We start from the raw sequence: 14,502 nt of genomic DNA, 5'->3' as shown, positions 1-14,502 counted from the left end.
TATATCAACTAGATATGTTTACAGGGGCCTTCGCGCCCCTTTGCCGTTTTTTATTTTACCGGAGGAAGACATGGCGATCACTGCCAATAAACGCCCTGTGATGACGTTGTTCTCAGCAGCTGATGATATGTTCAGTCATCAGGTACGCATAGTACTGGCAGAAAAAGGCGTAACTGTCGATATTCTTCAGGTCGCACAAGATAACTTGCCGGAGGACCTGTACGAAGTAAATCCGTATGGTAGCCTGCCAACTTTGCTTGATCGTGAGCTGGCGTTGTATCAAGCTAATATTATTATGGAATATCTGGATGAACGTTTTCCGCATCCACCACTGATGCCGGTATATCCTGTAGCACGTGGCCAGGCCCGCTTGATGATGTATCGCATTGAAAAAGACTGGTATCGCCAGGCTACAGCCATATTGAATAACGACGACAACGCCGCCACAGCAAGGCAGGAACTGAAAGAAGGCTTGCTATCCATTGCGCCGCTGTTTAATGAAGCGCCATTTTTTATGAGCGAAGAGTTTGGTCTGGTTGATTGCTACATGGCTGCCTTATTATGGCGCTTGCCTTTACTGGGCATTGAACTGAGCGGCCCAGGCAGTAAAGAGCTGAAAAACTACATGACACGTATTTTTGAACGGGACGCATTCCAGGCATCTTTAACGGATATTGAACGTGAGATCCGCAGAGGAATGAAGTTCTGATGAAAATGACGGCAAACCGCCCTTATTTATTACGGGCGTTTTACGAGTGGATTGTAGATAATAACTGTACTCCTTATCTGGTTGTGGATGCCACTTTTGAGCGGGTGAAAGTACCCACTCAGTTTATTCAAAATGGCCAGATTGTACTAAATGTTACGCCCTCAGCTGTAGGCAATCTGCAGCTGGGCAATGATGCAGTAACTTTTAATGCCCGCTTCGGCGGTCAGCCATTTGCACTTTATATTCCGGTGAATGCCGTACTAGCAATATATGCCCGCGAAAATGGCGCTGGTACAGTATTTACTCTGGAAGAGGAAGAAGATGAAGCTGATATTTTTAGCGAAAACTTCGATCATGATGATACTCATCCCGAGCCACCCAAGCCAAAGAAAGGCTCGCATCTGAAAGTCATAAAATAAAGAAGCTGCCGTTGCAGCTTCTAGTTTTTTGCAACAGCGACTTGCCAAAATGCCTGGATCAGCGGCTCGTTCAAACGTTTGCTCAGCATACATACGCCTAAATCAAAAGCTTCAAACTGATACCCCAACTCCAGGCTACGCACCCGGTCACGTACCGGGCTGTGTAACACTACGGCATCAGCTGCCAGTGCAATGCCGGTGCCCAGCGCTACCATAGATACCATAGCTTCATGCCCGTCTACTTTAGCCACTACCGGCGGGTTAATACCGGTATCGTGCAGCCAGCGGTCGAAGCGGCTGCGTGCCGGGCCGTGTTCAGGCAGGATCACCGGTATATCCTGCCAGGGGATGGGGTGTTTCTGCAGCAAATCGTTCACTTTACACGGAATAACCGGCGCAATCATCTGTACCGGCAGCTTGGCGATACTACGAAAAGCCATGTTTGCCGGCAAGGTTGTAGGGTGAGCAGCAAGCGCAATATCAGCCTCGTCCAGCCGCACTTTTTCGATAGCGGCTGACGCATCACCTGTAGTCAGTTTTATCTCTGCTTTGGGGCACATCAGGCGAAACCGGTCCAAAATTGCGGGTAAATGGCTATAACTGGCGGTGACAGTACAAAATAATCTGATTTCACCACTGAGCCCGGCACTGGCCAGTTGTAAATCAATTTGCAGTTGATGCCATTCATCCAGCCATACCCTGACAAACTGCTGAAAGCGATGGCCGGCGGGCGTTAGTTTTACTGAGCGCTTGTCACGGTAAAATAACTCAGTATTTAACTCTTGCTCCAAACGTTGGATCACTCTGGTTAGCGTGGGCGGGCTAACATAAAGTTGTTCGCTGGTTTTGCTGAAATTCAGGCTGCTGGCCAGATGCTGAAACAGCTGTGCGCTGCGGATATCCATTGGCTTATATTCCATAAAGTGAAATACAGAGTTGTAAATATATCACTTCACGCAATTATATCCAGCGACTATGATGAACCTATTAAAGTAAAGCCATTGCTTTGCTTATGCTCGCCAAACCGGCTGGAGCAAACCTTAATAAATTCTGAGATGTAGTATGACAAATTATTTTAATACGTTGAATTTACGTCAGCAGTTAGGTCAGTTGGGCCAATGCCGTTTTATGGATAAATCTGAGTTTGCCAATGGCTGCACACTGCTACAAGGTTGGAACATTGTTATTGTAGGTTGTGGTGCTCAAGGGTTAAATCAGGGCCTGAATATGCGTGATTCAGGGTTAAGTATCAGTTATGCCTTGCGTGCAGAGGCCATTGCAGAAAAACGTGCATCGTTTCAAAAAGCCAGCAGCAACGGTTTTGTTGTTGGTACATACGAAGAGTTAATTCCGACAGCAGATTTAGTATTAAACCTGACGCCGGATAAGCAACATAGCAGTGTAGTAGATGCCATTATGCCGCTGATGAAGCAAGGTGCGACCTTAGCGTATTCACATGGCTTTAATATAGTAGAAGAAGGTAAGCAAATTCGTCCTGATATCACGGTAGTGATGGTGGCGCCTAAGTGCCCTGGTACGGAAGTGCGGGAAGAATATAAAAGAGGATTTGGGGTACCGACATTAATTGCGGTACACCCGGAAAATGATCCCAAAGGACAAGGTTTGGAAATTGCCAAAGCATACGCATCGGCAACGGGGGGAGATCGGGCTGGTGTGCTGCAGTCGTCTTTCGTGGCGGAAGTTAAATCCGACCTGATGGGCGAGCAAACCATTCTGTGTGGCATGTTACAAACAGGCGCTATTTTAGCCTTTGATAAAATGGTTGCTGATGGTGTAGAGGCAGGTTATGCCGCCAAGTTAATCCAGTACGGCTGGGAAACAGTTACTGAAGCGTTAAAACATGGTGGTATCACCAACATGATGGACCGCTTAAGTAACCCGGCGAAAATCAAAACCTTCGATTTAGCCGAACAGCTGAAACAAAGATTACGGCCATTATTTGAAAAACATATGGACGATATTATCAGCGGTGAGTTTTCGCGCACCATGATGGCGGACTGGGCCAATGATGATAAAAATTTGCTGACCTGGCGTGAGCAAACCCGCAGCAGCGGTTTTGAAAAAGCACCAATGTCGGACGAGAAGATTGCCGAGCAGGATTACTTTGACCGTGGCTTGCTGCTGGTAGCGATGGTTAAAGCGGGTGTAGAACTGGCGTTTGAAACCATGGTAGACGCCGGCATAGTAGCAGAATCGGCTTACTATGAGTCGTTGCATGAAACACCGTTAATTGCCAATACCATAGCGCGTAAGCGTTTGTATGAAATGAACGTAGTGATTTCAGATACAGCAGAATATGGCAACTATCTGTTTGCGCATGCTGCAGTACCGTTATTGAAAGATATGGTAAATGGCTTAAGCAGTGAATATATCGGTAAAGGTATCAACAGCAGCAATGGTGTGGACAACCTGAGGCTGATAGCAGTAAACGACGCTATCCGTCAGCACCCGGTAGAGACAGTAGGTAAAAAGTTACGTGGTTATATGACAGCGATGAAGCGCATAGTGGAATCCAGTCAGTAACCGGAAGAATGATGTGGTTAAAGGTGCATGGCAGGTCAGAAGCCGCTGTGTTACCTGACCAATAACGATGTTATACGTGGACCTTGGTTGTTTTGCCCTGCTATGCAGGGCTTTTTTTTATCTGGTATATTAGGGCTTGTTTGACGTTTCAAGATTAAATTTTGTTCGCTCTGGGCGGTGTAATGCAGATTAAGGAGCACGACAGATATGAAAACTATAGCATTAGTTGCCCATGACGGTAAAAAGCAGGCATTGCTGCACTGGGTAACTACGCACAAAGATTTTTTTGCTGATAAACAGCTGGTTGCCACTGGTACCACCGGTAAGCTAGTGGCTGACGCTTTGCACCAACCGGTGCAGTGTTTAGCCAGCGGGCCGCTGGGGGGAGATCAACAAATTGGTGCTATGATTGCTGAGCAGAAAATTGACTGGCTGGTATTTTTCTGGGATCCGCTGTCATCACAACCCCATGATCCTGATGTAAAAGCCTTAATACGGCTGGCTGTTGTATGGAATATACCAGTAGCCTGTAATCAGGCTACTGCAGATTTTATTGTTCACTCTTCGCTGTATCAGCAGGATTACCAGCGCGAAGTGCCGGATTTTTCGGTATATCAGCAACGGCTGGATAAGGTATCAGGCTGAGTTTGCGCTAACAAGTTGCTGCAACAGCTGCATCGCCTGTTGTTTTTCTGCAAAATCCTGCTCATTTGCCAGCAGTTGCCGCAGTAATTCAATAGCTTCGGCCTGACGTTGCAGTTTTACCAGCGTATAAGCGATATGAAAACGGATAGCCGGATCAGTAGCATTCAGTGCATTTGCCTGCCGTAATACGGCTACGGCTTGCTGATACTGGCCTGATTTCGCCAGTACCCAGCCGTAAGTATCTAACGAAAATGCCTGTTTAGGTGCCAGTGCCAGCGCTTTTTCAGCATGCTGTAAGGCTTTTTCGGTATCAGAGGCCAGATAGAGGTTGGCCAGGTTATTGTGCAATAAAGCATCTTCAGTAAAATCACCGTTGGCCAGCAATGTTTCATACAAAGTAATAGCTTCAGCTGCCTGTTGCTGATTGACATAATGTTCTGCCAGTAATCTTCTAAGCCAGCTTACATCGCTGGTTGTACTCAGTGTACGGTGGGCTGCGTCAGTAAAAGCGCTGGTGCCATAGCCTGATTTAGCCAACTGATACAATTTAACCCAGGCCAGTCTGAACTGTGGATCCTGTGCTATTGCCTTTAAATATACAGTTCTGGCTGCTTCATACTGGTGCTGTGCCGCAGCTATGTCAGCTTGCAACATCAGTATATTCGGGTCTGATGGGAATTGAGCCGTCAGCTGTTTAAGTTGGTGCTCTGCTTTGCTGTATTGCTCTGTGATAAGGTAGTGATTTACCAGCTCCAGTTGTAGTAGTTTATGCTGTGGCGCTAATAATAATGCATTCTGCAGTGACTGGCCTGATGCTACAAGATCGGTGCTTTCACGTTGTAGCAGAGCCAGACGCAGCATTTTGTCGGCATCTGCTGTGATCAGGCCAACAAGCAAGTTCTGAACTTTTATGCTTTCATCCGGTTGTTTTAATAGCAACAGTAATTGTGCTTTCTTCCATAGCAGGGTTTCATCCATAAAAGCACGCTTAAGCCCCTGCTCTGTTATGGCTAACGCCTGCTGATAACGGCCCTGCTGGAAGTACAAGTCAAATAGCAGCTCATCTGCCGGTGGATAGGGTTTACTGGCAACAGTCTTCAGCAGTATTGTTTCTGCTTTTTCAAATTGCCCGGCACGGAAATATGCCACTCCAAGCAAAGTAGCGGCTGGTTTATGCTGCGGGTAAAGCTTTACCATAGGCTCCAGCAATGTGATTGCCTGTTGATAGCGCTGCTGCTGAATAGCCAGTGTTGCCAGATTAAACTGCGCCGCCGTATGTGCTGGCTGTAACTTTAATATGTGCTCCAGCAAAGAAATGGCATCTTGTGCCTGGCCGCTTCTTATTAATACGGCTGCTTTAAAGTTCAGATAATGCACATTACCGGCGTCTTCCGACAGCAGTTTATCGGCCAGCATCAATGCCTGGGTATAATCTTTATTGTCCAATGCCAGCAAAGCATGGTTTATGCGCAATAGCAGATTATCGCTATGCAGTGCCGATTGCCCGGCAATTAAATCGCGGGCTTGTTGATCCTGAGCTATTTGCTTTAATACCGCAGCATGAAGCAGCGTGAAGTCGATATTATCCGGAAACTGTAAGCGTAAATCTGCAATCAGCTGTTCCGCTTTATACGCCCGGTTTGTTCTTACATAAAGTGTGATTAAGCGTTGTGCCAGTTCCGGCATATTATTAAGCTGGCTTAAATGACGCTCCAGTAGTTGTATCGCCAGGCCATTATCGCCCTGCCGGATATAAACGTCTGTCAAAATAGCCACAGCGTTAAGATCTGCCGGCACGGCCTGATTATAAGACACCAGATCACTGCGGGCTTTTTCGTAATTGCCATCGACATAAGACAGCAAGGCGCGGGAAAACAGCAGCGACGGCTGATTAACGATCTGTTCTTTTGTCAACTGCCATAATTTCTCACTTAACTGGGCACTGACAGCTACGGTATCTGCCTGATTTTGTTTTAATGACGACAGCCAGGCTGACAATAACAAGGCATAAGGATCTGTCGGGGTTTGCTGTAAAATGATTTGCAGCGTTTCTTCTGCCTGGTCAGTTTTATACTGACTTACGTAATTGCGCAGCAAGGCTCGTCGAAGTAAAGGATCCTGCGGGCTTAGCAGAACGGCTTGTTCATAGTACTGCTGTGCTTTGGGCAACTGTCCCTGTAATTGCAATAACTCAGCTTTTAGCTGCAATGCCTGAGGGTTAGTGCTATTTTGCTGCAGCGCTTGCCCGATCAGTAATTCTGCTTCTTTTAAACGCTTTTCTTTTAACAGCAATGCAGCCTGACTGTTTAATAGCCGCACAGAGGTTGGTTGAAGTTTACCTGCTAACAGAAAATGCCGGCGGGCGTTGTCAGTGTCATTCAGGTTAAGATAGGCTGCAGCAGCAAATAAGTGCCAGTCAAACTGGCTGTCGGCAGAGAGCTTGTAGTTCTGGCCTAATGCTATAACCTGTTGATGTTTACCGGTAAATAAATAGCTATTTGCCAATTCAGTTAACATAAGCTCTATATCGGCGCCTTCACGCAGGGATTCTTCAAACTCGGTAATAGCCTCGTTGAAATAACCTTTTTGCAGCAAAATTTTTCCCATTAATACTTTGGCTGGGATATGGCCTGGCGCTTGTTGCAGTACATTTTTCAGATGAATATAAGCAGCCTGAGGCTCATTTTGCTGAAAAGCCTGTAAAGCTTTCTCATAATTGCTATCTGCTGAGGCATACAAGGCAGTAGGTATGATTAATAAACACCACAAAAATATAATGCAGATTTTATGTCCGTTTAGTGGCATAGCGGGTTCAGGTCCTTTGACAGATTACAGCAAGGCCAAGTGTAGCCTGAGTAAGGTAATATTACATTGGGTTTTGCACTGAATATTGTATAAATGGGGGGCGGTAAGCAGATATAAGTGCGGCAGTAATAAAGAAGGTAGGCCGCAAACTACGCGGCCACCTAAGGTCCTTTTTCATCATCCATGCTGATACTTTCCGTAGTATTTCATCCCTGGCTCCATCCCGGAGTGTCCAAAAGGCATCTTGCCTGGTCCTGTTATCCATAAACATTATCATCCTGATAATGTACTCTCATCCTGAGAGGTCCTGCTTGCTTCCATTGTATTTTCAGCGCCGGTGAAGAATCTGAAAATTCTGTGCCCATCCTGGGCATGTCCTGTCTGCTACCGCTGTGCTATCCTAGCAAGGTACTGCTTCGTGCATTAACGCTGATGTCCTGTCAGCCTGCTTATCCGTTGACGAAGTAAGTATGCGCTTTGTTGTGAGAGTCTGGCATGGCTTTTTTATAATTTTTACCATGTAATATTATTGTAAAAGTGTGATTTTATGTAATTTCACTTTATTTTTCATAGTGATATAGTTCTTTTGTCTTTCTTCATTCTGTATAAAATAGCGTTTAAACTTACTCTTTTGTGAGATATATCTCACAAAAATACCGGCCTGAAAGCGGTTGGTGTGGCATGTAGTAAAAAAGGATAGTTATGGCCAGAGAGCAACTGGGAATTTGTACTGAAGCAAACCTGCATGGTAGTTATTTATTCTTTAATGCGCTGGAAGGGCATGAACGGGTACTCCGGCATAAGCTTGCCCGTTTACCACAGCTATTTGACCGCCTGGCCGCGCATTTTTCTGAGGCATTACTCACCAGCGTAGTGGCTATTGGCAGCAATTACTGGGATATACTGTACCCGGATGCCAGACCAGCTGGCCTGGGGCCTTTTCCTGAATTACCCACTGAGGATATCAGCCTTGCACCTGTGCCACTGGATTTATTGATCCAAATTCGTTCCGACCGTCTGGATGTGAATTTCATTGCCTCCCAACAGGTGTTGCAATTGCTACAGGGGCATGCCGAGTTGCAGGAGCATATTCAGGGGTTTCGATACCTTGATGGCCGCAGCCTTACCGGCTTTATTGATGCGCCGTGCAATCCAAGGGGTAAAGCCAAGCGCATTGCTGCCTTGGTTGATCATATGCAGCAGCCGGTTTTCGCCGGTGGCAGTTACTTGTATTTACATTGCCTTAGTTTTGATTTCAGTAGCTGGCAGCAACTGAATACTCAGCAGCAGGAAGAAATAATGGGGATGGATAAAGTATCGGGCAAACCGCTTCTGCCGGCACTACAGGCCGCCGATAGCCATTATGCTGTCATGCAGCCAGATACCGCCCAGGGCATTTTTTTACAGCAGAACATGCCATTTTCACAACCAAAGGTGCAAGGTATGTTGCAGCTAAGTTATTGTGCAGATGCAGATGTTTTGTTGCAGCAGCTTAAGCGCAGATTAGGGCTGGCAGAACAAAACCAGGGTTATGATCAACTGTTAAATTACCACCGCATTGATTTCAGTGCAGCGTTTTTTGTCCCTTCTATAAGTTTTCTTGAGCTGGCAGCTAAACTGTAATCAGGCTAGCTTTCCTTCAAATAATTTAGTCACCGTTTGTAAAATCTCATTAATATTCTGCACTTTATTGGGGGCAATAAAAATGGTGTCGTCTCCGGCGATAGTGCCAAGCACACCTTCAGCCTTGCCTATAGAGTCAAGCATACGTGCGATAAGCTGTGCTGCACCGGGGCTGGTGCGGATAATGATCATTACATCATTATGTTCTATGTCCAGTACCAGTTGACGTAACGGGCTTTTGGTTGTTGGCATCCCTAATTCAGGAGGAAGGGTATAAACCATTTCCTGCTTGGCATTGCGGGTACGTACTGCACCATATTTGCTTAGCATGCGTGATACTTTTGACTGGCTTATATTATCAAAACCGTCATTTTTCAGCGCGTCGACAATTTCACTTTGAGAACCAAATTTTTCCATTTTTAACAGTGCTTTAAAAGCCTGGGTTAACTCTTCCTGTTTGGCTTGCCTGGTCATATAACACTCTTACCTCTTGTTTCGTGTCGTTATCTTAGCAAAGTTCGTCATCGCATTCACTTTGTGAAGTAAAGTACACTAAAATTCGCTAAAATGCTTAGACTTTAGGCTTAAGCTATTTGTGTTTTCAACGCGGTTTCAGTATTGTTGGCGCGTTTTCATTCAACCGTTATCTAGGGAGATAATTATGAAAGTTGCCGTATTAGGTGCCGCCGGTGGTATTGGCCAGGCATTATCGTTATTGCTTAAATTAGACTTACCTGCAGGCACAGATTTAGCGTTATATGATTTGGCGCCGGTAACTCCGGGTGTTGCGGTTGATTTAAGCCATATCCCTACCGCTGTTAAAGTAACAGGTTACGGTAAAGAAGATTTAAACACTGCACTGGCTGGTGCTGATATCGTGATGATCCCTGCCGGTATGCCACGTAAGCCAGGTATGGACCGTTCAGATTTATTCAACATCAATGCCGGTGTAGTAAAAACTTTAGCTGAGGCGATTGTACAACAGTGTCCCAAAGCATTGGTGGGTATTATTACTAACCCGGTAAATACTACTGTAGCGATTGCTGCTGACGTATTTAAAAAGGCCGGTACTTACGACCCGCGCCGCCTGTTCGGTGTAACGACACTGGACGTGATCCGTGCTGAGACTTTCGTCGGTGAATTAAAAGGTAAGAACCCGACAGAAGTGACAGTGCCGGTAATCGGTGGTCATAGTGGCACCACTATTCTGCCGTTATTATCACAGGTTGCAGATGTTAGTTTCTCTGATGAGGAAGTTGCATCATTAACACACCGTATCCAGAATGCCGGTACCGAAGTGGTTGAAGCTAAAGCCGGTGGCGGATCTGCTACGTTATCAATGGGTCAGGCAGCTGCGCGTTTCTGTATTTCTTTGATCAAGGGTTTACAGGGCGAAAAAGTAACTGAATATGCGTATGTTGAAGGTAATGGCGAGTATGCCCGTTTCTTTGCTCAGCCAATTACGCTGGGTAAAAACGGTGTAGAGGCATTACTGCCAATCGGCACTTTAAGTGCCTATGAGCAAAAAGCCATGAACGATATGCTGGGAACATTAAAAGCCGATATCACCTTAGGCGAAGAGTTTGTAAAGAATAACTAAGTTATTCTCAGTAAAAAAAAGGCGCTGATGCGCCTTTTTTTATACCCGGCAAATTTAGTGGCTGCGGGACACAGCAATATTGGCTAGCGCCAGTAATGCCTGTTTATATTCTGATTCTGGTACCGCCGTCAGCGCTTGCCGTGCTTTCTCTGCCTCTTGCTCTGCCAACTGGCGGGTGTACTCAAACGCATTGGTTTCATGCAACGCGGCCATAATGGCATCAAAATGCGCCATACCATTACCTTCTGCTATAGCTTCGCGGATCAGCCCTTGCTGGGCAGCGGTGCCATGTTTTAAGGCATGGATTAATGGCAGGGTGGGCTTACCTTCAGCCAGATCGTCGCCGATATTTTTACCAAGTTCAGAGGCATCAGCCTGATAATCCAGTACATCGTCAATCAGTTGAAAAGCGGTGCCAAGGTGCATACCGTAAAGCTTCATGCCGTTCACGATAGCTTCAGGTTGATTAGTAATAATAGCGGCTAACTGGGTAGCGGCTTCAAACAGTTTTGCAGTTTTACAGTAAATAACCTGCATATAGCTTTGTTCTGTGGTGTCGGGATCATTTACGTTCATCAGCTGCAATACTTCACCTTCAGCGATAATATTGGTCGCGTCGGCCAGAATATTCATGATGCGCATATCGTTCAGGGACACCATCATCTGAAACGAACGGCTGTACAGGAAGTCACCCACTAACACACTGGCCTGATTCCCAAACACGGCATTGGCGGTTTGCTTGCCCCGGCGTAAAGTAGACTCATCTACCACGTCATCATGTAATAAGGTTGATGTGTGGATAAACTCTATAATAGCGGCAACGGTAACATGCTCATTGCCCTGGTAGCCCAGTGCTCTGGCTGCCAACACGGCTAACAGGGGGCGTAAGCGTTTACCGCCACTGTTAACGATGTAGATACCCAATTGATTAATCAGGGCCACGTCAGAGTTTAGCTGCGAGAAAATGTGCTGATTAACAGCTTTCATATCTGTAGATGATAGCTGCTGGATCTGTTCGAGCGTCATGAAAAACAACTGCTTAAACCATAGAATGTCGCTAATTCTACACTATTGGCCGGGCAGTCCCAAAGCAAAACCGGATCCTTTTGTCAGCAGAGTGATCTTTTTTATATTACCACTTGCGGGGGTAGGGGAAATTGCGTACAATTCGCGCCCTGTGAATTGAATTAACACGCCCCTTAACCAAGCGATGGCGTGCTTTGTACGGAGTTAACTATGTACGCGGTTTTCCAAAGTGGTGGCAAACAGCACCGTGTGACGGAAGGTCAAACTCTACGTCTAGAAAAACTAGATTTAGAAACCGGCGCAACAATCGAATTTACACCGTTGATGGTCGCTAATGGCGAAGATATCAGTATCGGTGCACCTTTAGTAGAAGGTGGTAAAGTAGTAGCGGAAGTGGTCACTCATGGCCGTGGCGATAAGCTTAAGATCGTTAAATTCCGTCGTCGTAAGCATTCACGTAAACAGATGGGCCACCGCCAGTGGTTCACTGAAGTGAAAATTACCAGCATCAGCGCGTAACAGGAGTATCGACACATGGCAAGTAAGAAAGGTGTAGGTAGCACTCGTAACGGTCGCGATTCAGAAGCTAAACGCTTAGGTGTTAAGCGCTTCGGTGGCGAAACAGTTTTAGCTGGTAGCATCATCGTACGTCAGCGTGGTACTAAGTTCCACCCTGGTACTAACGTTGGTATCGGTAAAGACCACACTTTATTCGCTTTAACTGAAGGTAAAGTGAAGTTTGAAGTGAAAGGCGAGTACAACCGCAATTTCGTAAGCATTGTCAGCGAATAAGCTGATAGGCTTCAGAAAAACCCCGCCTGAGTGCGGGGTTTTTTATTAAACAAGTACAGCAGGTTGCATAATGTGATGTTAGCAGCACACTTGTACTTAACCTAAGTTATACTTATCGCCAGTTAAGTTGTTAACTGGTTTTAATCTGATTAATCAGGACGCACCCGATGAAGTTTGTAGATGAAGCGGTAATTCGAGTTGAAGCCGGCGACGGTGGCAACGGCATTATCAGTTTTTTACGTGAAAAGTTTATATCAAAGGGTGGCCCTAACGGCGGCGATGGCGGCGATGGCGGCGATGTTTATCTGGTGGCAGATGAAAACCTGAACACTTTGGTGGATTATCAGTTTGAAAAGTTTCATCGTGCTGAACGCGGTGAAAACGGTGGCAGTGTAAATTGTACCGGTAAGCGAGGTGTTGATCTTGAGCTGCGGGTGCCAGTAGGTACGCGCACCGTAGATGTGGATACCGACGAGATCATAGGTGATTTAACCCGTCACGGTCAGCGTTTACGTGTAGCCAAAGGCGGTTGGCACGGTTTAGGTAATGCGCGTTTTGCCACCAGCACTAACCGTGCACCGCGGAAAAAAACTAATGGTACACCGGGCGAAATCCGTAATTTGCGGCTGGAGTTATTATTACTGGCAGACGTAGGCTTACTTGGTTTGCCTAATGCAGGAAAATCGACGTTAATTCGTGCTGTGTCAGCCGCAAAGCCCAAAGTGGCTGATTATCCTTTTACAACATTAGTTCCTAACCTTGGTGTAGTGCGGGTTGAGTCTCATCGCTCTTTTGTCATCGCCGATATTCCGGGGTTGATTGAAGGCGCAGCAGAAGGTGCCGGTTTAGGTATTCAGTTTTTAAAACATTTAGAGCGTTGTCGTTTATTGTTACATGTTATTGATGTACTACCGGCTGACGGCTCAGATCCTGCTGAAAATGCCGTAACCATCGTTCAGGAACTGGCGAAGTACAGCAAAAAGCTGGCAGGTAAACCACGCTGGCTGGTATTTAATAAGCTGGATTTGGTTATGGAAGACGAGCTGGAAGAGATCATTGCCAGCGTTACTGCGGCACTGAACTGGGAAGGGCCGGTATTTAAAATTGCTGCTGCTGCCCGTACCAATACTGAACGCCTGGCGGCCGATATTCTGAATTATATTGAGCAGTTACCGGTAGATAAGCCTGCCGAGCTGCTTGCTGATCCGGTGAGCTTTAAGTGGGATGACAGCCCGGCAGATATGCAGCCGGTTATCGATGAAGACGACGATGATGATGATTTTGATGACGACGATTATGATGTCGAAGTTATTTATCAGCGTTAAGGCAAGCTTATGATTATCTCTTTGGTGGCAGCAATGGCTGCCAATCGTGTCATAGGTAAAGACAACAAGATGCCCTGGCATTTACCGGCAGATTTAAAACATTTTAAAGCAGTAACACTGGGTAAACCGGTAGTGATGGGCCGCAAAACCTTTGACTCTATTGGCCGGGTGTTGCCTGGACGGCGCAATATAGTTATTAGCCGCCAAACAGTAACTGATCCGCGTGGCGCAGAATGGGTTAATAGCTTAGCGCAAGCTTTTGAGTTATTGCATGACCAGCCTGAAGTCATGGTCATTGGCGGCGCTGAGATATACCGGCAGTGCTTGCCTTTAGCGCAACGGTTGTATTTAACGGAGATATCATTGGAAACAGAAGGTGATGCCTGTTTCCCTGATTATCAGGCTGCTGGCAGCTGGGAATTAGCAGAGCAAAGTTTTATGCCGGCAGATGATAATAATCCGTATGATTGTCGTTTTATTACCCTGATACGTAATTAGCTGCTGCTGGCTATATTTGCACCTGCTGCTGCATATTGTTAAGATGCTTCAGGTTGTGTTCAGCAAGGAGTAGTAAATGAGATTATTACCAACGTTGTTTTGCGGTGTTGCTTTGAGTATTACCGCACTGGTATCGCCGGTTGCGGTAGCAGATGATCAGTTAGCTGCTTCTATGTGTGATTATGTGGCAGCTGATGACAAGAACCGTCTGAGAAAAGTTCTTAGTGACTATCGTCTGCGTTTGCGCAATATATACGATGGTGTGGTATGTAACGGTGAAAGTCTTATCCGGCATGCTTTTAAGAGCAATGCTGCAGATGTTGGCGAGTTTATTGTTAAACAGTTACCGGGGTCTGCTGTTGGCGCATCAGGTGACATTGCCTGGGCTGAAGCAAACGGCTTTACGGCCTCACCATTACTGGCTGTGCTGAAAAGTCGTGCCGGTGAAGGTGATTAAAATTAGTATATAAATAAAAAAATCCGCCAGCTGGCGGATTTTTTTATTGTTAGCAGTTA

15 protein-coding genes are annotated in these 14,502 nt (G+C 46.1%); 11 read left to right on the top strand and 4 right to left on the bottom strand.

What is annotated here, in order from left to right:
• The first annotated feature begins 70 nt into the window (after positions 1 to 70).
• Both sspA and J3B89_RS13885 read left to right on the top strand, forming a co-directional pair.
• Positions 71 to 709, top strand: coding sequence for a stringent starvation protein SspA (gene sspA / locus J3B89_RS13890; protein ID WP_215398211.1), 639 nt, complete (start codon positions 71 to 73; stop codon positions 707 to 709).
• A gap of 5 nt (positions 710 to 714) precedes the next feature.
• Positions 715 to 1,128 (top strand): ClpXP protease specificity-enhancing factor, encoded by a 414-nt coding sequence (locus J3B89_RS13885; RefSeq protein WP_092796180.1) that lies wholly within the window; start codon positions 715 to 717, stop codon positions 1,126 to 1,128.
• A 20-nt stretch (positions 1,129 to 1,148) separates the two neighbouring features.
• Here J3B89_RS13885 and ilvY read toward each other — a convergent pair whose 3' ends face one another.
• Complete coding sequence (gene ilvY / locus J3B89_RS13880; RefSeq protein WP_215398210.1) at positions 1,149 to 2,033, bottom strand: HTH-type transcriptional activator IlvY; 885 nt, start codon at positions 2,031 to 2,033, stop codon at positions 1,149 to 1,151.
• Between the two features lie 157 nt (positions 2,034 to 2,190).
• Here ilvY and ilvC point away from each other — a divergent pair, with 157 nt between their 5' ends.
• On the top strand, positions 2,191 to 3,672 hold the full coding sequence (gene ilvC, locus J3B89_RS13875) for a ketol-acid reductoisomerase (RefSeq protein WP_215398209.1): 1,482 nt from the start codon (positions 2,191 to 2,193) through the stop codon (positions 3,670 to 3,672).
• A gap of 207 nt (positions 3,673 to 3,879) precedes the next feature.
• Positions 3,880 to 4,317, top strand: a complete 438-nt coding sequence (locus J3B89_RS13870; protein WP_215398208.1) for a methylglyoxal synthase — start codon at positions 3,880 to 3,882, stop codon at positions 4,315 to 4,317.
• Here J3B89_RS13870 and prsT read toward each other — a convergent pair.
• On the bottom strand, positions 4,309 to 7,086 hold the full coding sequence (gene prsT / locus J3B89_RS13865; RefSeq protein ID WP_215398207.1) for an XrtA/PEP-CTERM system TPR-repeat protein PrsT: 2,778 nt from the start codon (positions 7,084 to 7,086) through the stop codon (positions 4,309 to 4,311). The two genes, J3B89_RS13870 and prsT, sit on opposite strands and share 9 nt — an antisense overlap.
• 738 nt (positions 7,087 to 7,824) lie before the next feature.
• Between prsT and J3B89_RS13860 the strand changes: the two genes are divergently transcribed.
• Positions 7,825 to 8,745 carry a Dyp-type peroxidase gene (locus tag J3B89_RS13860; protein ID WP_215398206.1) on the top strand — a complete coding sequence of 307 codons (921 nt, stop codon included), beginning with the start codon at positions 7,825 to 7,827 and terminating at the stop codon, positions 8,743 to 8,745.
• Here the strand turns inward: J3B89_RS13860 and argR are convergent, their stop codons facing one another.
• A complete protein-coding gene (gene argR, locus J3B89_RS13855; RefSeq protein WP_215398205.1) occupies positions 8,746 to 9,219 on the bottom strand; it encodes a transcriptional regulator ArgR in 474 nt (157 codons plus the stop codon).
• 187 nt (positions 9,220 to 9,406) lie between these two features.
• On the opposite strand from argR, the gene mdh reads away from it, so the two are divergent.
• Complete coding sequence (gene mdh / locus J3B89_RS13850; protein WP_215398204.1) at positions 9,407 to 10,345, top strand: malate dehydrogenase; 939 nt, start codon at positions 9,407 to 9,409, stop codon at positions 10,343 to 10,345.
• Between the two features lie 54 nt (positions 10,346 to 10,399).
• Here mdh and ispB read toward each other — a convergent pair whose 3' ends face one another.
• The gene (ispB, locus tag J3B89_RS13845) at positions 10,400 to 11,371 is read right to left on the bottom strand and encodes an octaprenyl diphosphate synthase (RefSeq protein WP_215398203.1); all 972 of its coding nucleotides are present in this window, start codon (positions 11,369 to 11,371) and stop codon (positions 10,400 to 10,402) included.
• Between the two features lie 210 nt (positions 11,372 to 11,581).
• Here ispB and rplU point away from each other — a divergent pair, with 210 nt between their 5' ends.
• The 5 genes from rplU to J3B89_RS13820 all read left to right on the top strand — a co-directional run bounded on the left by rplU (position 11,582) and on the right by J3B89_RS13820 (position 14,443).
• The gene (rplU, locus tag J3B89_RS13840; RefSeq protein WP_068233856.1) at positions 11,582 to 11,890 is read left to right on the top strand and encodes a 50S ribosomal protein L21; all 309 of its coding nucleotides are present in this window, start codon (positions 11,582 to 11,584) and stop codon (positions 11,888 to 11,890) included.
• Positions 11,891 to 11,905: 15 nt separating this feature from the next.
• Entirely contained in the window at positions 11,906 to 12,163 is a 258-nt protein-coding gene (rpmA, locus tag J3B89_RS13835; protein ID WP_068233853.1) for a 50S ribosomal protein L27, read from the top strand.
• A gap of 167 nt (positions 12,164 to 12,330) precedes the next feature.
• A complete protein-coding gene (cgtA, locus tag J3B89_RS13830) occupies positions 12,331 to 13,488 on the top strand; it encodes an Obg family GTPase CgtA (RefSeq protein WP_215398202.1) in 1,158 nt (385 codons plus the stop codon).
• A gap of 9 nt (positions 13,489 to 13,497) precedes the next feature.
• Complete coding sequence (folA, locus tag J3B89_RS13825; protein WP_215398201.1) at positions 13,498 to 13,986, top strand: type 3 dihydrofolate reductase; 489 nt, start codon at positions 13,498 to 13,500, stop codon at positions 13,984 to 13,986.
• Positions 13,987 to 14,062: 76 nt separating this feature from the next.
• Positions 14,063 to 14,443, top strand: a complete 381-nt coding sequence (locus J3B89_RS13820; RefSeq protein ID WP_215398200.1) for a DUF3718 domain-containing protein — start codon at positions 14,063 to 14,065, stop codon at positions 14,441 to 14,443.
• Positions 14,444 to 14,502: the final 59 nt, after the last annotated feature.

Source organism: Rheinheimera oceanensis (assembly GCF_018831085.1).
GTDB lineage: Bacteria > Pseudomonadota > Gammaproteobacteria > Enterobacterales > Alteromonadaceae > Alishewanella > Alishewanella oceanensis.
This window is presented reverse-complemented; position numbering and strand designations above follow the sequence as displayed.